Annotated in this window: 10 protein-coding genes; 3 read left to right on the top strand and 7 right to left on the bottom strand. The window is 65.0% G+C overall.

The genetic code is table 11. The features are described 5' to 3' along the window. Nucleotides 1–2 precede the first annotated feature (2 nt). The gene (locus B5D38_RS17815) at nt 3–728 is read left to right on the top strand and encodes a 4'-phosphopantetheinyl transferase family protein (protein WP_078709794.1); all 726 of its coding nucleotides are present in this window, start codon (nt 3–5) and stop codon (nt 726–728) included. A gap of 160 nt (nt 729–888) precedes the next feature. Continuing rightward, entirely contained in the window at nt 889–1,074 is a 186-nt protein-coding gene (locus tag B5D38_RS17810; protein ID WP_078709793.1) for a hypothetical protein, read from the top strand. Nucleotides 1,075–1,173: 99 nt separating this feature from the next. On the opposite strand, the gene B5D38_RS17805 is transcribed toward B5D38_RS17810, so the two are convergent. Together B5D38_RS17805 and B5D38_RS17800 are read right to left on the bottom strand one after the other, a co-directional pair. Next, nucleotides 1,174–2,313, bottom strand: a complete 1,140-nt coding sequence (locus B5D38_RS17805) for a glycosyltransferase (RefSeq protein ID WP_078709792.1) — start codon at nt 2,311–2,313, stop codon at nt 1,174–1,176. After that, on the bottom strand, nt 2,310–3,314 hold the full coding sequence (locus tag B5D38_RS17800; protein ID WP_245319340.1) for a glycosyltransferase family 2 protein: 1,005 nt from the start codon (nt 3,312–3,314) through the stop codon (nt 2,310–2,312). The genes B5D38_RS17805 and B5D38_RS17800 overlap by 4 nt, the downstream gene beginning before the upstream one ends. A gap of 149 nt (nt 3,315–3,463) precedes the next feature. On the opposite strand from B5D38_RS17800, the gene B5D38_RS17795 reads away from it, so the two are divergent. Continuing rightward, nucleotides 3,464–4,591 carry a glycosyltransferase family 4 protein gene (locus B5D38_RS17795; protein WP_207552986.1) on the top strand — a complete coding sequence of 376 codons (1,128 nt, stop codon included), beginning with the start codon at nt 3,464–3,466 and terminating at the stop codon, nt 4,589–4,591. A gap of 59 nt (nt 4,592–4,650) precedes the next feature. On the opposite strand, the gene B5D38_RS17790 is transcribed toward B5D38_RS17795, so the two are convergent. From B5D38_RS17790 to B5D38_RS17770, 5 genes are all read right to left on the bottom strand, one after another. After that, nucleotides 4,651–5,724: an alpha/beta hydrolase gene (locus B5D38_RS17790; RefSeq protein WP_131829963.1), complete on the bottom strand. Its 1,074-nt coding sequence runs from the start codon at nt 5,722–5,724 to the stop codon at nt 4,651–4,653. A gap of 101 nt (nt 5,725–5,825) precedes the next feature. Then, entirely contained in the window at nt 5,826–8,639 is a 2,814-nt protein-coding gene (locus B5D38_RS17785) for a condensation domain-containing protein (RefSeq protein WP_078709790.1), read from the bottom strand. Further along, nucleotides 8,636–16,726 (bottom strand): non-ribosomal peptide synthetase/type I polyketide synthase, encoded by an 8,091-nt coding sequence (locus tag B5D38_RS17780; RefSeq protein ID WP_245319338.1) that lies wholly within the window; start codon nt 16,724–16,726, stop codon nt 8,636–8,638. Before B5D38_RS17780 ends, B5D38_RS17785 begins: the two co-directional genes overlap by 4 nt. Next, nucleotides 16,723–18,735, bottom strand: coding sequence for a non-ribosomal peptide synthetase (locus tag B5D38_RS17775; RefSeq protein WP_078709789.1), 2,013 nt, complete (start codon nt 18,733–18,735; stop codon nt 16,723–16,725). Before B5D38_RS17775 ends, B5D38_RS17780 begins: the two co-directional genes overlap by 4 nt. Continuing rightward, nucleotides 18,714–19,433, bottom strand: a complete 720-nt coding sequence (locus B5D38_RS17770) for a sugar transferase (protein ID WP_245319335.1) — start codon at nt 19,431–19,433, stop codon at nt 18,714–18,716. Before B5D38_RS17770 ends, B5D38_RS17775 begins: the two co-directional genes overlap by 22 nt. Nucleotides 19,434–19,735: the final 302 nt, after the last annotated feature.

The raw sequence follows: 19,735 nt of genomic DNA, 5'->3' as shown, positions 1-19,735 counted from the left end.
GCATGCAGCGGATCGATATTTGGACCTGGGTGCTCGATCTGCCCGACCATCTGGTGGACGAGCACGTTCGTCACCTTGGCGACGGCGAACTGATGCGGCGCGCGGCTTTCGTTTTCGATCGGGATCGGCAGCGCTTCACGGTGGCGCGCGGTCGTCTCAGGATGATCCTTGGCGATGAACTGGGCGTGCCTCCGGCTGCCTTGGCGTTTACCGTGAACGCCTTCGGAAAGCCGTCGGTCGTGCTGCCGCACCGACCGGCGCCCCACTTCAACTTGAGCCACAGCGGCGAAATCGCCGTGCTCGCCGTCTCTCAGACCCTGGAAGTCGGGGTCGACGTGGAAATCGTGCGGCCGCTCGAGGAGAGCTTGGCGAGCCTGATCTTCTCGCCGGCTGAACAGCAAAGCCTCGCCAGACTGGAGGCTTCGCAGCGCGAACGGGCCATTGTTCTGGGATGGACGCGCAAGGAGGCATTTGTGAAGGCGTCCGGTCAGGGACTTTCCATGCCGCTGTCCTCTTTTGACGTGTCGCTCGATCCTGCTGAGGATGCGCGCTTCACGCGCATCGACGCAGCCCATGGCGGCCTCGAGCGATGGCGGCTGATCCATCTGGACCTCGCCGATGGCAAGGCAGTGGGCGCGATTGCCCATGCGGGCGGGGGGCAGGTGGCGTTGCGTCTGCGGCGAACGGAAGTTGCGGTCGTCGTCGGCCAACCGTTTCCCGATTGTTAGCCAGGGATTAACCATAAAGCGATAAAGTGACGCGACTTGACCTGCCGGCCCTCGAAACGTCCGCCCCATGCGCCTCACGCCGTCGTTTTGCCGCAAGCCGGTGGTCCAAAAGACATGCAGGATTTCAGCATCGCGCTTTGGGCCTGAACGAGACGACCCGATGAAAGAAGCTCCCGTCGAAGCAAGGCAGGGTATTGCCGATGGTGCGGCACCTGAGAGCCGCTGGTCCGCGATGTCCGGCGGGGCGGAGGACGACCCGTTCTGGACCGGCCGTCGTGTCCGCATAGCGGTGATTGCAGGCTGCGCCGTCTTCTGGCTGGTGGTGGCGTTGGCATTGGCGATGTAACCAAAGGTCCCACGCGGTCGCCGAACAGCGGCAGGCCGTTGCCGCCCGGTGGAGGCGTTCGACGGCAGGGTTTGGCAGCAGTTCGCAACTGACATGGCCTTACTCCGCGCAGAGCTCGATGGATCGACGATAGGCGGCCCGAGCCGCCGCGTAGGCATCCCTGGCAAGTCGGGAATAGTGGTTCGGCTCGTCCGCCAGGCGCCGGAGGGCGGCCGCGGCCGCCTCGATGTCGGGTTCGGCCCAGGTTCCACTCGAGTAGATTTTCGCTTCGTCGCGCACCGGAACGAGGCGATACGGGACGAGTACGCTATCGGCGCAGCTCATAAACTCAAGGTTCCCGGACCAGCCGGTTGCGACGACGGGGATGCCGTGCGCCATCGCCTCCAATAGCGGCAGGCCGAACCCCTCGGCGCGATGCAGCGAGAGCAGCACGTCGGTCGACTGGTAGAGCTCCGAGAGTTCCGCCGCGCCGAGATAGCGCGTGATCAGCCGCGCGTTGGACATTTTCTCGACCTGAGCGGCCAGACCGGCGACGTCCTTTCCCGTGCCGTTGAGCTTCACGAACAGGCGCGCCCTCGCATCGTCGCCGAATGCCTTGCGGAAGGCGGCGATGGCAGCGCCGGGGTTCTTGCGCGAAAGGCTGGATCGCCCGTCGGCCATTACCAAAACGGTGAAAGGCGCCGCGACATTGCGTCGGCGCGCCGTGCTTACCGGAACCGAATGAGGCGCGACGCGGATGGGAAGATCGAAAATCTGAGCCAAGCTGTCTGCCGCGAAGCGACTGGGCGTCCATATCTCCGACACCATGCCGGCGAAGGCTCGCCAGTCCTGGGGCGGGGTGGACAACTCCCATGCCCAGTATCCGATGCGCCAAGCCTGTGCGGCCATTGGAAGAACGGCATGGAGAAGATTCGCCGTCTGCGGGCCACCGCAATGGAAGACATAAGCCGAGGCGGCAGCGTGAGAAACACGCGCGATGGGATTGCGCAAGGCGGCGGTTGCGTCAACGAGTTCAACGGCTCTGCCGGCCGACTTGAAGGCCGCATATTGCAGCCGCGCGCCCTGACCGATGCCGTTTCGCCGGCCGAGCGGGGCGACGATGGCAATGGTCGACAGGTCGCGAACCGGATGATGGCGGGCGATGTGGAACGCGGCGGCGCGTCGGCATGCACCGAGCCATATCGTGCTCGCGACGCGGTGGAGGGCCGATGCCGGCCCCTTCTTGAGAACGAAGTTCATAGGCCGGCCGCCCTTTCCGGTTCCAACCGTCCTCGCAGGACGTCGCCGAGTGCTGTCATGTTGCCCCGGAGCCGTCCGCGCCGATCGATGTAGGGCTCTGGGCGGATCGACCGAAGCAGATTGGCGGAAAGGTTGCGGACGATCCGCACGAGAGCATAGCCATAGGGATAGATCCGGCCTCGCGAGTTGTGTGCGAGGTAGAGCGGATTGACGATCTGGGAGTAGCCGAGCCTGACGCCCGAGCCTCGGCCGACCTTGGTGCCGAGATGCACGCCGCGCGCTCGGCCAAGGCGCACGATTTTGCCGTGCAGGCCGAGCCGTCGCGAGAAATCGACGTCTTCCTGCCACGAATAGAACGGCAGCCGATCGTCGAACCGAATGCCGTGGCGGTTCGCCACCTCGACACGAAAAGCGAGGTTACAGCCGTATCCGCAGAAGGTTGGCGCGTCCCGGGGTTGAGCAGTCGCCGGGCGTGTCGATCTCAGCTTTCGATCGGCATCAAGCAAGACGCGCCCGTCCTCCAGCTCCAGGCCGGGGCCGCCGATCCCGTCGGCGATGACCGTGCCCGTCGTTACGACCAGTGCCGGCTCACCGAGGAACGCCTGTTCCGTCTCGGCGAGATAATCGGGCTGCATGAGAAAGTCGTCGTCGAGAAAGACGATCACGTCGCAATCCTTCGCCGCGTCGATGATTGCGTTTCTCTGCCGTGAGGCGCCCGGGGTCGAGAAGACTATGCGGGTTGATGCCGGGTCTGCCGCGAGACCCTCGACGTCCTCCGGGCGTGACGCGCAGATCACCACCAGATCCGGCAGCCGAGTCTGATCCATCAGTTCCCGCAGCGCGCCGCGCACGATCGCAGGACGGCCGATCGTCGGGATGCCCACGGCAAGGCGCATGTGGGATGTTCGCGAGCCCGTCGCACCGCTCTCCTGAAGCGGAACAGACGCTCTTTCCTCGCCTGACATCGAGCGATGGCTGGAATGCGAACCCAGGGCTTCCATCACTGTCCCTCCCTCGGGGGTATAGTTCTTTGGTTGGGGTTGCTTTCGCGGCTGACGAGACGTTGGAATTCTTGCCACCGAGCGTTTGCGGCTGCCGGGCGGCCAGGCGCGCTTCGGAGCCCGCAACGAGCACCGGCGGAACAGCGATCATGGATGTCATGCACGAGACAGGCAGAACCGCTCGACCCGGCCTCGCTCCCGTTGCGATCAACGGGCGCTTCCTTGTGCAGCCGGTCACCGGCGTTCAGCGCTATGCCGGCGAAATCCTGCGAAGCCTCGACCGGCTCGCCACACGCGGCGAGTGGCCGGCGGCGGAAGTCCTGGTTCCCGCTCTGCCCGACGAGATGCCGGCGCTGGACGCGCTGCGCCTTCGCAAGGTCGGCCGGCTGCGCGGTCATGCCTGGGAGCAGGTGGAACTGCCGCGGGCGGCGCGCGGGCGCGTTCTGCTCAACCTCGGCAATACCGGGCCGATCGCCGCCGGACGCCGACAGGTGGTCGTCGTCCATGACGCCGGCGTCTTCGATACGCCGGAATCCTACTCCTGGCGTTTCCGCCAGTGGTATCGCGCTCACCACTGGCTGATCACCCGGAGCGGCGCGAGGATCGTCACGGTTTCGCAGTTCTCGCGCCAGCGTCTGTCGAAGTGGCTGGGCATTCCGGGCGACAGGATTCTCGTCGTGGGGGAGGGCGCCGACCACATCCTGAACGTTCTCGCCGATGACTCGGTGCTGAACCGAAACGAACTGCGGCCACGGCAATATGCCCTGGTGGTGGGTAACCGCGTCGCGCACAAAGGCCTTGGCAGCCTTCGCGGGATCGCCGGAATGCTCGACGCACGCGGCATGACGCTGGCGATCGCCGGCACCGTCGATCCGGCCGTTTTCCGTAGCGGCGTCGACGGCGTCGAGTTTCCGGCCATGCGGCTCGGTCGCGTCAGCGACGGCGAGCTTCGCGCGCTGCTGGAAAACGCGGCCTGTCTGCTCTTTCCATCCCGCTACGAGGGGTTCGGATTGCCGCCCGTCGAAGCTCTCGCCTGCGGCTGCCCGGTGATCGCGGCCGGTGGCAGCGCGGTGGAGGAAATCTGCGGCGCGGCCTCCCTCGTTTACGATCCCGCTGTGCCCGGCGCGGTGGAGTCGACGCTCGAACGTTTGCTCAACGAGGTCGGATTGGCGGACGATCTGCGGCGACGCGGAGGCGAACTGGCGGCGCGCCTGACCTGGGATGTCGCGGCTCGTGACCTGACGAAGATCATCGACACGGTCGCCGCAGTCGTCTGATCGTGGATGATCGGCGCTGACGGTAATTGGCGCTATATGGGATGGTGGCTTCATGATGATCATGGCGTGGTCGCCTCCGTCGGAATCGAAGCGAGGCGAGCCTGCTTGATGGACTGAAAGTCCGGCGACCAGTGCATCGGTGCCGAGGGATCGGCACGGTCGCGAACAGAGCGATCGAGGAAGTCGATCAGCACCGAATTGAGCTCATGCCATAGCTTTATCCGATCGATCGTCCGTGCCTCCCGCAGAGCCTCGAAGGGCGGCATGACGAGCCTGTCGCAAAAGTCGAGGTGAGTGGCTATCGGGAGGACGAGGCTGAGATAGCCGGGCCGATTGGAGCGCTCGACCTGCCGCCGCGCCTCGATCAAAGAGACGCGAGCAGCGAAGCGGGTCGCCGGATCTTCACTGTCAAGAGCGCTGCGGGACGGGAAAAGCTCGCCGCTCGACAGGAAAAGGTAGGGAACGTTCAGGCCGTATCGGGCGGCTTCCGCGAATGTTGCGCCATCCATGTTGATGACGGCGCGAATGCGTGCGTCGCTGCGGCCAAGCTCGGCCGCCACCGCGCCACCGAAAGAAAAGCCGATCGCGCCGATGTGCCGGAAATCGATCATTTCGTTCCATGGAGGAAGCGCGGCGAGCGCATCGATCACGGAAGACGAGCGCTTCGCTGCCATGGTCACTCGGCGGTCCGCCACCAGGCGCGACTGCTCGAAGGCCGCATCGGAGCTGAAATCCAGGCTGGCTGTCTGCGCCTCCCGATCGTTCGCGGGCGCGTCGTGAACCACGTCGTCGAGCGCCGCCACCATGAACCCATGACTGGTGATATTGGCGAGCGTGAAGCTGTTGTCGCTCCGTTCTGAGAACCACGACGGATTGTAGACGAGCAGGGGCCAATGTCCGTGCTCTTCCCTGGCGGGTGCCACCGCCGGAGCTCGCGCTGAAGTGGGACGCAAGACGAAATCGGCGAGAGCTCTCCAGCGGCGTCTTGCCGCGTCTGGCCCCGACGCGGCCGGGTACCAAAGATCGATCGTGGTACTCCGCCCGCCGATCGCCAACTGCAGCGTTTCGCGGCCGACAGGATAGGTCCCGGTCGGCTCAGGAGCCATCGCCATCGGAAATGCAATCCGTCTCATGTGCTCTTTCAGGACGTGGTAGACTGAGGGTGTGTCCGCGACCATCGAAGTCGCGGCCATGAATAGAATGGCCAGGACCGCGAGACGCGAGCGGTTCGGCTTCATTTCGCCCGGCTCCCTCCCAGGCTCGCATCCACGTCGACGAGGGTATCTGCGACCACCTCCGCAATCGCGCGGCGTCCGCTGCCTTCGGTCGGGATGGTTCCGAGGGGCTCGACGGGGGACAGCGTCACCGGCCCGGTGAAAACACCGTCCCAGCCGAGTGTCGGATCAAACCCGCGCCCGGTTGGGCAGTCTGGCGTCAGCATCTGCAAAATCGGGCCCTCGTAGGGGGCCGGAACATACTGATCCCGCGCATGGAACAGCGTCATCAGGAAGTCTTCCTGCTCGGCCGAACCGGTTCGTGGCGGGATGGCCCTCAAAAGACCAAGCGCCCGGGCCGCGCGGAAGAGGCCCAAACGGTGTGGCAGGGAATAGTTGCCGAGGAACTGCACGAACGTCTTCTTGCCGGCGCGGACGTGCTTGAAGTTGTGGGAGACCTGGCTCAGCCGGATCTGCCAGCGTTGTTTTGAACTCAAGCGCCGGGAATAGGTCGGATGCCACATGTTGAGCGTTACGAGGAGGGCGACGTGCTCGCCGCGCCGCAACAGCTGTTGTGCGACCTCATACGCGAGAACACCATGCACGCATTCGCCTAGCAGCACATAGGGACCTTTGGGGCGGATAGCCTGCACGACCTCCAGGTAACGGCTGGCGATCTGCTCGAGCGATAGACCCGATAGCCCGTGATCCCGTCCCGGTTCGAACAGGCGGACGCAGACCATCCGGCGGTTGCGGGCGGTCGTTTTCGTGATGGCGTGAATGATGCCGACATTGTTGATGGTGATGACCGGAATGCCCGGGCCTGCCGTCTGCATCTCGACGATCCGCCAGTCCGCCGTCTCATCCGCGATCGCCGTCGAGGCTGCCGGCGCCGTTGCGGCCATGGCAGAGGCCAGCTGGGTCGTGATCGCGCGGAGCGTCGGGTTGCGGTAGACGGCGGGAAGGTCCAGTGAGCAGCCGAACTCCTTCCGGACCTGGGCTATCATCCTCACTGTTAGGAGCGAGTGGCCGCCCAGATCGAAAAAATTCGAGGCCGCTGAAACTCCGCTGACGCCGAGCACCTGTTCCCATATCTGCGCCACTTTTGCTTCCAGAGTGGCGTCAACCGGCATTGCCGGCACGCCGTGCGCAGGCAAGGTCATCGGGCGTTCGGAGGACGAAGGCTGCGGTTCGACCGGTGTCTTGCGCGGAAGGTCGTGCAGAACGCTGATCCCGTCAGGGACCTCCATGCCGTCTTCAGCTGACAGATCGGCCAACAGTCGCGCCGGCAGACCCTCTACGGGAATGGCCGCGTCGGGGGATGCCGTGACGAAGGCCTGAATGCGGCGCTGGCCGGCATTGTCGACGTAGAAGATCGCTGCGGCGTGGTCCACCAGATCGTGGGCAAGGAGGGTCTGCTCGATGCGGGCCAGTCGCTCCGCGTCGCTGATACGCGGTCGGGTTCCGATCACCGGGAAGCCCATCTCCCCGATCGTCTTCTCGGAATGCTCGAAGGCTATCGCGAATGCGCTTTGCCAGTGTTCGAGCAGGTTCTCCGCCGTTGCCCGGTCAAAGAGATCAGCGTTGTATTCCAGCGCCATGCGCCAGCCGTTCGGCCGCCCGACCATGACGAAGTTGAGGTCGTAGATCGCACCGGGAGCGTGGGAGGGGACGCTCAGCAATTCCATCCTCCCGTAGCGAGCATTCTCCATGAATGCGTGCTGGAGCTGGAAGTTGATCGACACGAGCGGTGTGCGCGAGGGGTCGCGGGGCGGATTGACGATTTCGACGAGCTTGTTGAACGGCGTGTTCTGCCTGACCAGCGCGGCCTTTACGACCGCGTCCGCATTCTTCAAATGCTGGTCGATCGACCGGTCGAGCGAGGTCTCCAGCCGCAGGACGAGGCTGTTGATGAACACGCCGATGAGACCTTCAAGATCCACGTCGCTGCGTCCTGCAAGCTGTGTACCGAGGAGGACCTCAGGTGAGCCACCGGCCACGGCGCACAACATCGCGCTGAGCACGCCGTATCCGAAGGCAAACGGCGACATCGCGCGGCGATGGGCCTCCGCCTCCAGCCGTTCGCCGAAGGCGGGTGGAAGATCAGCTGTGGCGCTGTCGCACCGGTATGTGCGCTGCGCCGTCCTCGGGTGGTCCGGCTCCAACTCGAAATAGGGGGCATCCGCCAGCTGACGGCGCCATTCCTCAACCTCTTCAGCGAAAGCGTCGCTGGCGAAGTACGCGCGCTGCCAAAGCGCGTAGTCGGCGTATTGTAGCGGCAGTTCCGGAAGCCCCGGATCGCGGCCGGAATCGAGCGCTGCAGCGATCCTTCCGAACTCGCGGCCGAGAATGCCGATGGACCAGCCATCAAAGCAGATATGGTGAGCCGTGATGGCGAGAATGGCCCTGTCGTTGCTCAGCCGGATCAGAATGGCCCTGATGAGGCCTGGACGACCGAGGTCGAAGGGCTTGGCGCCGTCCTCCATCGCGATTGCCTGCATCCTCGCCTCGCGCTCCGCAGCGGGGATGGCGCGGATATCGACCTCGGTGATCCGGAATTCGGCATTCCTCATCACCTGCTGGACCGGACGCCCGCCCTCGACCAAGAAGCGAGTCCTGAGAATCTCGTGCCGGGCGATCACGCCACGAAATGCCTCCTCGATATTGGCAGCGCTGATGGCACCCCGTATTTCCCAGCGAACCGCAACATTGAGAGCCGGGTTTCCCGGACTGAACTGGTCCAGGAACCAGAAGCGCTCCTGACTTGCAGAGCAGGGGAATGTGCCGATGACGTCGACGTCTTCTTCAAGGGCGATGTGCGCCTGGGAGATCATGCGTCCACCGTTTCGTTGCGGCGCGCGCCGTGGCGGAACGCCTTGAGGGAGGGAATGCCGACCCTTTGCGACGCCGGGCCAGCGGCGCGAGCGAATGCGGCGAGCTCTGCGATCGTCGGGTGCTGCATGAGGTGACGCGCCTCAAGGCCGAGATTGCGGTCGATCATGCGGGCGGCGATGCGGAAGATGTTGAGGGAATCGGCACCGAGCGCGAAAAGATTGTCGGTCGTGCCGATCGGCGTAATGCCGAGAACGTCGCTCCAGATCTCGACCAGTGTCTGCTCCAGCTCGTCCGCCGGCGGCGTCACGACGCGGTCAGCCAAGTTGCCGGCCGAGGATGCTTCGGCCGGGGAGGGGAGCGCCTTGCGGTCGAGCTTGCCATTGCCGGTGAGCGGCAGGCGATCGAGCTTCATCCAAACCGACGGCACCATGTAGTTCGGCACCTGTGCCGCGACATGAGCCGCGAGTGTGCTCGCGCTGGGTTCCGCCCCTGGCAGGGTGACGAAATATCCGATGAGCTGCCTGTCACCGTTTGGGTTCGCACGCACGTCCGCCGCCGCAGCAAGCACATCATTCGCCGTGCGGATCGCGGCCTCGACATCGCCGAGTTCGATGCGAAAGCCACGCAACTTGACCTGTCCGTCGCGGCGGCCGAACAGCTGGATCGTTCCGTCGGCAAGCCTGCGTCCGACATCGCCGGTTCGATAGAGCCGACGTGGCGGTCGTCCGGCCAGGGACCGCATCTGGAAGGCCGCTGCGGTGAGACCGGGTTGCCCATGATAGCCGATCGCCAGGCCGTCGCCGCCGATCCAAAGCTCCCCGACGACACCGATCGGCGCGACATTGCCGTTCTCGTCCAGAAGGTGAAGTTCGGTGTTGTCGATGGGCCGGCCGATCGTGATGCGATCGATCGGCTCGCGGATTTCGGCAACGGAAGACCAGATGGTTGTTTCCGTCGGGCCGTACATGTTCCACAGCTCGCGGCCGATCGGCGCGAGGCGATGGGCTAGATCCAGCGGCAGGGACTCTCCTCCGGCCAGGAGGAGCAAGCTCGGATCGGGCTCGAGCCCGGCTTCCAAAAGCATGCTCCACAGCGTGGGCGTCGCCTGCATGAGCGTGATCCCGCCCGCTGCAATCCGCTCGACCAGCTTGAACCCGTCCAGCACCTCGTCATGATCGGCAATGACGACCTTGGCGCCCACCGTGAGCGGCAGAAGCAGCTCGAGCACCGCGATGTCGAAGGACACGGTGGTTACGGCCAAAACCGTGTCATCGGCTGTGAGCCCCGGCCGCTCGGCCATCGAGGCGAGGAAATTGACGACCGCCCGGTGCGGGATCTCGACGCCCTTGGGCGTTCCGGTCGAGCCGGACGTGAAGATGACATAGGCGGGGTCCTCCGCCTCGACCGGCACCAGCAAGCCCTCGCCTTCGCCATTGTCGTCGATGAGCGGCTTGTCGATCCGAATGATTTCGGCGCCCCTGTCCCGGCCGAGCGCGGCGATGGCTTCGTCGTGGCAGATCAGCGCGTCGGGGGTTGCCTGCTGCAGAACGGCGCTCAAGCGCAGGTGCGGGTGTCGCGGGTCGAGCGGCACATAGGCGCGGCCGGATTTCAGAATCCCCAGCAGGGCCACGACCATATCGGGAGAACGCTCAACCGCCACCGCGACGCGGCCGGGCCGGGGCGGCAACCGGCGAGAGAGATGGGCGGCCAGTCGATCGCTGCGCTCCATAAGCTCGCGATAGGTCATCGTCCTGTCTTGGTGGACGAAGGCGGTCACGTCAGGTGCGTGAGCGGCTTGCGCCGCGATCAGATCGTGGACCCGGGCGGATCGATCATAGTCGGCCTTCGTCGCATTGACGCCATTGATGAGATGCTCGAGCTCGGCCGCCGAGAGCAGCGGCAAATCGCAGATGCGCTGCTCCGCGTCGGTGGCGATCGCCGCCAGCAGCGTGCGCCAATGCGACAGCCAGCGCTCTATCGTCTCGCGCTCGAAGATCTCGGTGTTGAAGTCGACATCGATCCGAAGACCGTCCTCACTTTCGACGACGTTGAAGAACGCATCGAAATTCGCCCGCGCCTTGGGATTTGGAACGACGGTCGTCTTCAGGTTCTGCAACACCGCGCCGGGCGCGACACGCTCAAGATTGAACTGGATCGACGTCAGTGGCGGACGATCGACGCCGCGTGGTAGGTCGAGCTTGCGGACCAGCGTGCCATAGGTGAAGTCCTGATGATCGAAGGCGCGCAAGATCCGCCGCTGCGTCTTCTTGAGGTGCTCGGCCATGGTCTCGGATGCGTCGAATGGTGAGCGGATCGGCAGGAAGTTGACGCAGTGTCCAACCAGGACCGGATCGTCCACGAGGATTTGGCCTGCGGTCGGCACGGCGAGAACGATATCGCTGGCGCCGCTGAGCCGCCCGATCAGCACTTGAAGACTTGAAAAAAGGGTCGTGAACAAGGTCGCGCCCTGCTTTGCCCCCGCCGCCTTCAGCGCCCGGCGAAGATCGGCATCGACGAAGCCCGTCGCCGTCGCGCCGCCGAAGGTGCGCATCGTCGGGCGTGGCCGGTCCTGCGGCAATTCCGGTTGCTCGGGAATGGTGGCGAACTCTGCCAGCCAATAGGCCTCTTCCTTGCCGTGCGTGTCACGCGCAGCCGCCTGGTCGAGGGCGTAGTGGGCGAAGCCGCGCACGGGCGGCAGGTCGGGCGTGGTGCCGGTGAGACGCGCCGAGTAGAGGACTGACAGCTCCTTCAACAGCGCGTTGATCGACCAGCCGTCGCAGATGATGTGGTGCGCCGTCAGCACCAGAACGAAGCGGTCGCTCGCCATCTTGACGAGCAGCGCGCGCACCGGCGGCCCGGCCACCAGATCGAACGCCGTGTCGGCGTCGTCGTGCAGAATTATCGCCAAGGCAGCGTCGGGATCGCTCTCTGAGGTCAGGTCGATCCGCTCCGGCTCCAGCCGGAACGGGGCAACCACGGTGAAGCGGTCGCCACTGGGAGAGAATCGAGCGCGGAGGGCATCGTGCCGCCGCACCAGCTCGGCTAACGCATCTTCCAGCGCGGCGATGTCCAGCCTGCCTTCCAGATGCACGGAAACCGATTCATTGAAGGCGCAGGACGCCTCGTCGCCGAGCTGGCTGGCGAGCCAGATCTCTGTCTGCGGTTCGGTGAGAGGGGCTTCGGTCGGCGCGGCCTGATCGGGTTCCGGGCCGTTCGCCGGTGTCTGCACAGCCTCGCTTTTGACCGGAGCGGCCGCGAGAATGCCGACCGCCTGAACGCTATCGATGGCGTCGCGGAACGCCTTGGCGATCTGCTCGAAGTCGGCTTCGGAATGCGCCGTCGTCAGGAAGCAGGGATAGCCCTCCTGGATGTGGATGCCGGAAAGGCGAAGCGCCGGATAGACGAGGCTGCCGAGCGGGTCGTGGGCGCCGAAGTTCACCATGAACCAGCTCGAGAACGTCTCCGCGCGCACAGGCACGCCGCGTGCCGAAAGGTCGCCGTTGATTTCGCTCACGAGAGCGCCGGTGCGCTGCGCGGTGCGCTCAAGCAGCGCGGCACCCTGATCCTTTAGGTGGCGCAGCACAGCGCGTGTTGCCGCCAGCACGAGCGGATGGCGCACGAACGTTCCGGCGAAGAAGGTGGGCGCGACCTCGGGAACCGATGCGTCGCCGTAGGACCACTGCCCGCCGTCCAGCGCGTCCATGAACCGGGCACGGCCGGCCAGGATGCCGATCGGCATGCCGCCGCCGACGACCTTTCCATAGGTCGCAAGATCCCCCTTGATGCCCCACAGACCTTGCATCCCAGCGGGATGGACGCGAAAACCGGTGACGACCTCGTCGAAGACAAGCGCGATGCCGGCGTTCTGCGTCACCTGGCGAAGCTCCCGCACAAACTCCAGCGGACGCAGCTCCGGATGCCGGCTCTGCACCGGTTCGATGATGACGGCCGCGAGATCATTTGCTTGCGCGCGGATCCAGTCGAGGCTCGCCGGGTCGCCGTAGGGAAGGACGACCATGTTGCCGACCGAGGCGCGCGGTATGCCTGGGGCGATTGGCAGCGCGGCGGGAGCGCCACCTTTCGCGCGTCCCTTCACCAGAACCTCGTCGAACTGGCCATGGTAATCGTTGGCGAAAACCACTACCCGCTCGCGGCCGGTGACGGCACGAGCGACGCGCATGGCCGCCATGACCGCTTCGGAGCCGGTGTTGCAGAAGGTGATGCGTTGGTGGCCTGTCATCTCCGCGAGGAGCTCGGCGACCTCGCCGGCCAGATCGGCTTGCGGACCGATAGCGAAGCCCGCCGCCATCTGCTCCGATAACGCCTCAAGAACGAAGTCGGGCGCGTGACCGAAGGCCGTCTGGCCGTAGCCGTTGACGAGGTCGATGTATTCGTTGCCGTCGATGTCCCAGATCCGCGAGCCCTTCGACCGGCCGGAGACGAGCGGGAAGGCCATCTCCTTCCATTCGGCGCGGAAGCCGGCCGCTGCGCGCGGGTCCGCAAGGGCCGGGCGGTGCGTGGCCGTATAGGCTTTCGACTTCGCGTTGCGGGCGCAGGTGCGGGCGGTCAGGTCGGCGATGAAGCTGTCCTGCGCGGGGGTGCGCTCGGTGGCGATCCGCGACTTGATCCGGGCCAGGGCAAAGCGCGGATTGGCATCTTCTGCGGGTTCCTCTACAGTTGGGGCAATGGCTTGCGGGGCCGGTGCGGCGGGCTGCGCGCTCGGCGCGGCGGCCGCCGCCGACGCCACTTGAGGCATGCTCTGCGTCGCCGTCTCGACATTCGGTGACGAGGCCAGCGCGCCAAGCGCCTGCAGCTGCTGGGTAAAGAGCGTCTGCATGGCCCTTACCTGCGCCTGCATCAGGGTTTCGGCGTCGGTGGACCCTCGCCCCGCAGCGGCCGCAACGGAGATGGTAGGAGTCGGCAAGAGGTTTGGCGCCGGGGAGCGGGGGGGCTCCGGTGCCATCGGTGCGGCCGTGTTCGTTGCCATGGGAGCGACCGGGGCGGCAACTTCCACAGGCATCCGGCTCTTCAGATGATCGGCGAGATCGCGCACGCTTGGGATGTCCGCCAGCAACTGGCGGAAGGTGATGGCGACCTTGAAATCGCGTTCGATCCGCTGCGCGAACTGGCCGAGAAAGAGCGAGTCGAAGCCCAATTCGAGGAACGAGCAGTCGGCGTGCTTTGCCTCGAAGCTATCGCCTGAAAGGTCGGCGAGGATCTCGAGAAGACGGGCCTTCAGCAGTTCTGTGTTGTCGGCGGCGACCGGCGCTATGGAGATTGTCATGGTGGTTTCCGTGACTTGTGAGGACGGCGCAGCGTCGGGAGTTATGGCGGGCTGATCCGCCGGGGCGGAGGCGAGGGGGGCGTCTGCCGTGGCGTAACGGGGCGGATCGATCCAGTGGCGCTTGCGCTGGAACGGATAGGTCGGCAGCGAAACGGTCCGGCCTCCCCGGTCGCTCAGCCGCGCGAAATCAACATTGGCGCCGGCGCACCAGAGATCGCCGAAGGCTGTCGCGACGGACGTTTCATCGTCGAGAGCGCGGTCGTGATCCGGCAGCGACTGGACGAGAACCGCCTGCCGATCCCGGCCGAGCGTCTGACCGGAGAAGGCGAGCAACGTCCTTCCAGGGCCGACCTCCAGGAGGGCCGGTGTGCGGCCTTCGCAGGCCGTTTCCAGCGCCTGCTGGAAGACCACCGTGGCGCGGCAATGGTGGGCGACATAGTCGCTCGACCATGGACGTTCCGGAGACACCCATTGACCCGTGGCCGTGGACACGAAGGGGATCGACGGAGAGCGGTAGGTGATGTCCCCTGCCTGATGCCGCATCGCCTCGACGACGGGGTCCATCATCGCCGAGTGAAAGGCATGGGAGGTGTGAAGCCGTTTGGCTGCGATATCCGCACCCGCCAACACCTCCTCCATGCGCTGGACGGCCTCGAACGGGCCGGCCAATACCGACAGCTGCGGCGCGTTGCGCGCCGCGATATCGATGCCGTCGACCAGGAGATCGCGCAGGGTCTCGACGCTAGCCCGCACGGAAAGCATGGCGCCGGCTGGCTCGGCCTGCATCAACCTGCCGCGAGCGGCGATCAAGCGGATGGCGTCGTCGAACCCGATGACGCCGGACAGCGCCGCCGCCGTGAACTCGCCGACGCTGTGGCCGACCATCGCGTCGGGCATGAGCCCCCAAGACATCCAGAGCTTGGCGAGGGCGAATTCCGTCAGGAACAGCGCCGGCTGGGTGAGGCGCGTTTCGGAGAGCGCGCGGGCCGCCTCGGCATCGGTCGGCTCGCCGTAGCAGAGAAGTTGGCTGATATCGCAGTCGATCAGCGGCCTCAGGATTTCGGCGCCGCGATCGATCCATTCGGCGAACGCGGGCTCGCTGCGATAGAGGCCGCTGCCCATCCCCGGATACTGCGCGCCCTGTCCTGGAAAGAGAAAGATCAGCGAGGGCGCGGCTTCCGCGGCCTGACGGGCCTTGTTCGACCTCTCGCGAAGCCCGTCGATCGCGGTCCGTCGATCGCGGCAGACGATGGCCAGCCGATTGCGGAAAACACGCCGGCCGCGTTGCAGCGTCAAAGCGACGTCGCGGACGGATAGATTTTCATCGGCCGTCAGGCGGCTGGCCAGGCTCGTCGCGAGGGTGGCGACCTGCTCAGGGGTCTCGGCCGAAAGCGGCAGAATATGCGCGGTCTCATCGTTGATAGTGTCTCGATCGACTTCCGCCGGCGGCTCCTGCATGACTATGTGGACGTTGGTTCCGCCGACGCCGAAAGAGCTGACGCCCGCGAGACGAGGCCGACCGTCGGACGGCCAAGCTTTGAGTTCGGTCGGCACGTAGAAGCGGCTGTTCTCGATGTCGATCCGAGGGTTCGGCGTGCGGTAATGCGTCATCGGAGGGATCACACCATCCCGCAACACGAGGGCGGTCTTGATCAATCCGGTGATGCCGGCGGCGGCATCGAGATGGCCGATATTGGCCTTGGCCGAGCCGAGCGCGCAGCTCTCGGCTTGCAGCCGAGGCCCGAATGCCTCAGTGAGCCCCTGGAACTCTATCGGGTCGCCCAACGGCGTCGCGGTGCCGTGACACTCGACATAGCCGACATCCGCCGGGTCGACATCGGCCATGGCGTGGGCGAGCGCAATGGCCTCGGCCTGTCCGGCGATGCTCGGCGCCGTAAACGCGATCTTGTCGGAGCCGTCGTTGTTGATCCCGCAGCCGCGAATGACGGCGTAGACCTGGTCGCGATCAGCGAGGGCATCCGCCAGCCGCTTGAGAACCACGACCCCGGCGCCGCTGCCGAACACCGTGCCGTCGGCATCCGCGTCGAAGGGGCGGCACCGGCCATCGCGCGAGGCCATTCCTCCGTCCTGGTAGAGATAGCCGCGTCGTTGGGGGAAGGTGATCGAGACGCCGCCGGCAAGCGCCATGTCGGCATGGCCGAGTGCAAGGCTCTGGCATGCCTGGGCGACCGCCGTCAGCGAGGTCGAGCAGGCGGTGTGCAGGGTTACGGCCGGACCGCGCAGATCGAGCTTGTAGGCGACGCGCGTGGCAAACGTATCGGTCAGGGCGCAAAGAAGCTGGGGGTAACACCCCACCTGATAGTTGGAGGTGAATTCCTCGATGGCGGCGCGATCCTGCATCACGTGGTGCAGGAAATAGGTGCTCATGCTGCAGCCGGCCCAGACACCTATGGCGCCAGGATAGCGGCTCGGGTCGCAGCCCGCGTCTTCCAGCGCTTCCCAGCATATTTCCAGGAATATCCTGGCCTGCGGGTCCGTCAGCGCCGCCTCACGCGGATACATGCCGAAGACGTGGGCGTCGAACAGATCGACGTCGTCGAGGATCGGGCGGGCCGGCACGTAGTCCGGAGAGGCGCGCGTTTCCGGAGGGAAGCCGTCCTCGATTTCTTCCGGTCGGAACCGGGTGACAAGGTCTTCACCCGCCTTGATCTTCCGCCAGAAGGTCTCGACGTCGGGTGCGCCGGGGAAGCGGCCGGCCATTCCAACGATCGCGATCGGCTCGTCAGCGCGGCTTGAAAGCTTCGATGGGCGAGTTTTTTCGTTGTTGTCGAGCATGTTCATCGGCTTCTCCGGGCGCGCTGGAGGCGGGCGGCCCGATCCCGCGGCTCATGCCAGCGGGTCGGCGTTGCCACTCTGTCGGCGGGGGATTGGCGCGCGGATCCGATCAACTCGGTCAGCGCGCTGGCAAGCTCGTGAAGGCGCGGGTGGCGGAACATCAGAACGACATCGAAATTCCGACCGATCGCCTGTTGGAGGACCGCATGAGCCTCGATCAGTTGCAGAGACCGCCCGCCGAGGTCGAAGAACGTCTGTTGTGGCTCGATGGGGCCGCAGCGCAGCACCGAGCGCCAGACCTCCTCGATGACCCTGGCGACGCCCTGTCGCTCCAGACGCGCGATGCTGGCGGGCATGTCCGGCAGCTTCGACGGCTGGTCTTCGAGAAGGGCGGTCAGGTGCTTACGGTCGACCTTTCCGCTGGGATTGAGCGGGAATGCTGGAACGACCTCGATCCGCGACGGGATCTGGAACTGAGGCAAGCGATCGGCGAGACGCACGGCGAGACCCGTGGCGAATTCGGGCGCCGGCAGATGACGATCGTTGTCCGTCGCCACCACGATGGCCGCGATGCGCTTGTTGCCGGACGCGTCGGTCATGGCCACGACGGCGGCATCGGCGACGCCGGCGTCCCGCCTTATGACGTGTTCGATCTCGTCCAGCTCGATACGCCGGCCCGCGATCTTGACCTGGCGGTCGGCGCGGCCAAGGAATTCGATCAGGCCATCGTTCCGTTGGCGGACGAGGTCGCCAGTCAGGTAGCAGCGTCGGGCTTCGCCATCGGGCCCGACCAGCTCGACGAACTTTTCGCGCGTCTGTTCCGGTTGCCCGAGATAGCCGATCGCCAGGCCGTCCCCAAAAGCCGCCAGTTGCCCCACATCGCCTTTTGCCACCGGGCGGAAGTGCTCGTCGATGACGGCGATGTCGCCATGGGCGATCGGTGATCCGATCGGTAACGGACCATCGGTCCATGTCTCGGCGGTCACGGGAAAGCAGCAGGTGAATGTGGTGTTCTCCGTCGGCCCATAGCCGTTCACAAAGCGGCAGTGGGGGAAGGCCTCGCGGATTTTCCGGACATGCCTCGGGGAAAGCACGTCTCCGCCAGCAAGCAGTTGGCGCACCCCCTTGAAGGCTGACAGGTGATGATCGACCATCAAGTGGAATAGGCCGGCGGTGAGCCAGACGGTTGTTGCGCCGTAACGTTGGATCGCTTCGGCAATCGTGTCGAGCGAGGGGTTGGGCTCTTCGACGATGGCGATGGAGCCGCCATTGAGGAGGGCGCCCCAAATCTCGAAGGTGCTGGCGTCGAATGCCAGCGGCGCAAGGTGCAGAAACACCTCGTCGGCAGCGAACCCTACATAGGTCTGCGCGCGGACGAGCCGCACAATTGCACGGTGCGGAACCACAACGCCCTTGGGCCGGCCTGTCGAGCCGGAGGTGTACATCACGTAGGCGGGGCTGCTGCTCTCTGCCGAGACCCGCGCAGCAGGGGCGGGCAGGACGCCGTCGCGCGATCCGATGTCGCCGAGCGGCAGCAGCTGCGCATCGGTGGGTGCGATGCTCCGGCACAATTCAACGAAGGGCTTTGCAGCTAAAACGGCCTTTGGGTGGCAGTCGTCCAGTATCCGCAGGAGCTGTTCTCGAGGATAGATCGGGTCGAGCGGAACGAAGGCGGCGCCGATCTTGAGGATTGCGATCATGGCGACGATCGTTTCAGTGCCGCGGCCGGCCATGATCGCGATGAAGTCGCCCGCGGTCGCGCCGAGGCTGATCAGCCTGGATGCCAGAGCCTCGGATCGCTCGAACAGCTCCCGATAGGTGACGCGCCCGCTCGGGCCGATGATCGCCGTGGCGTTTGGCCGTGACGCCGCATAGCGATCGAACAAGGCGTCGACGGTGATATGTGGATCGTAGGACGCGTCGTCATGGTCGGAAGACGTGCCAAGCCCATCGGGAGAGGCATGAATATTCGATGTTTCTGGACTATGCGGGGTTAGTAAGCTCCATTGCGCCATAGGACGACCCCCACGGTCTTGATCAATATTATTATGTCTGTGCTGAGAGATGCATTTTTGCTGTACTGAATATCCAAACTTACTCGTCTGCTGTAATCGGTGCAGCTTCGGCCGCTGACCTGCCAAAGCCCTGTAATGCCCGGCCTTATGGAGATGTACGCGCGCTTCCCTTCTTCGCCGTACTGCTGCGTCAACTCGTCGAGCAGCACCGGGCGGGGGCCGACGAGGCTCATCTCGCCCTTCAGGACGTTGATGAGTTGCGGCAGCTCATCGAGGCTCGACTCCCTCAGGAATCTGCCCATTGGCAGCACTCGAGGATCGTTCTTGAGCTTCTGGGAGAGGAGCCATTCCTGGCGCGCCTGATCGTCGGCCTGAAGCAGATCGGCGAGGCGTTTGTCCGCGTCGCGCACCATCGTTCGGAACTTGAGGCAGTCGAACGGCTGGCCCCCGGCTCCGATGCGCCGATGCTTGAACAGCACGGGCGCCCCGTCGGTCATCATGATCGCGACGGCGATCATCAACATGAACGGTGCGAAGAACACGAGTATCGCCAGCGCGACGATCAGGTCGAACACCCGCTTGCCAACAAAAGGCCTGGGATCGACCCCGGTTGCGCTCTCCGGCACGAGAGGCCGAGCCTGAGTGCCTGCTATGGGCATGCCGGAACCGAGAGGGGAAAAGGTGGGGGTGGTGTCCATGCCGGTCACTCCACAGGCCGACGGTCATGCGATTTCCTGGGGCATGTCGGAAAACGGGGGAGGGCGGAGCCAAACTGGTGAGCCTGGCGCGATCCCGTAGTTTTGCTTCGACGGGTCGCTCGACAGTCATCTTCAGGCATGCCTGCCTCCAACGCGCGGAGAATCTGAAAATCCTTGATGAAGAATAAATTTCTGGTTGCGCGTTAGGGCAAGGAAGAAATCGCAGGGCGTACCTTTAGAGGTATTCCTTGAAACTATAGTTTTCCAAGGAGATGCTTTGGGCTGTTTTTTGGGGAAAGTAA

This window comes from Consotaella salsifontis (assembly GCF_900167365.1).
GTDB classification, from domain to species: domain Bacteria; phylum Pseudomonadota; class Alphaproteobacteria; order Rhizobiales; family Rhizobiaceae; genus Consotaella; species Consotaella salsifontis.
This window is presented reverse-complemented; position numbering and strand designations above follow the sequence as displayed.

Excerpts from the sequence above, each read along its gene's own strand:
- B5D38_RS17815 (WP_078709794.1), top strand. The coding sequence starts at position 3 with ATGCAGCGGATCGATATTTGGACCTGGGTGCTCGATCTGCCCGACCAT.
- B5D38_RS17810 (WP_078709793.1), top strand. The coding sequence starts at position 889 with ATGAAAGAAGCTCCCGTCGAAGCAAGGCAGGGTATTGCCGATGGTGCG.
- B5D38_RS17805 (WP_078709792.1), bottom strand. The coding sequence starts at position 2,313 with ATGAACTTCGTTCTCAAGAAGGGGCCGGCATCGGCCCTCCACCGCGTC.
- B5D38_RS17800 (WP_245319340.1), bottom strand. The coding sequence starts at position 3,314 with ATGGAAGCCCTGGGTTCGCATTCCAGCCATCGCTCGATGTCAGGCGAG.
- B5D38_RS17795 (WP_207552986.1), top strand. The coding sequence starts at position 3,464 with ATGGATGTCATGCACGAGACAGGCAGAACCGCTCGACCCGGCCTCGCT.
- B5D38_RS17790 (WP_131829963.1), bottom strand. The coding sequence starts at position 5,724 with ATGAGACGGATTGCATTTCCGATGGCGATGGCTCCTGAGCCGACCGGG.
- B5D38_RS17785 (WP_078709790.1), bottom strand. The coding sequence starts at position 8,639 with ATGATCTCCCAGGCGCACATCGCCCTTGAAGAAGACGTCGACGTCATC.
- B5D38_RS17780 (WP_245319338.1), bottom strand. The coding sequence starts at position 16,726 with ATGAACATGCTCGACAACAACGAAAAAACTCGCCCATCGAAGCTTTCA.
- B5D38_RS17775 (WP_078709789.1), bottom strand. The coding sequence starts at position 18,735 with ATGGCGCAATGGAGCTTACTAACCCCGCATAGTCCAGAAACATCGAAT.
- B5D38_RS17770 (WP_245319335.1), bottom strand. The coding sequence starts at position 19,433 with ATGGACACCACCCCCACCTTTTCCCCTCTCGGTTCCGGCATGCCCATA.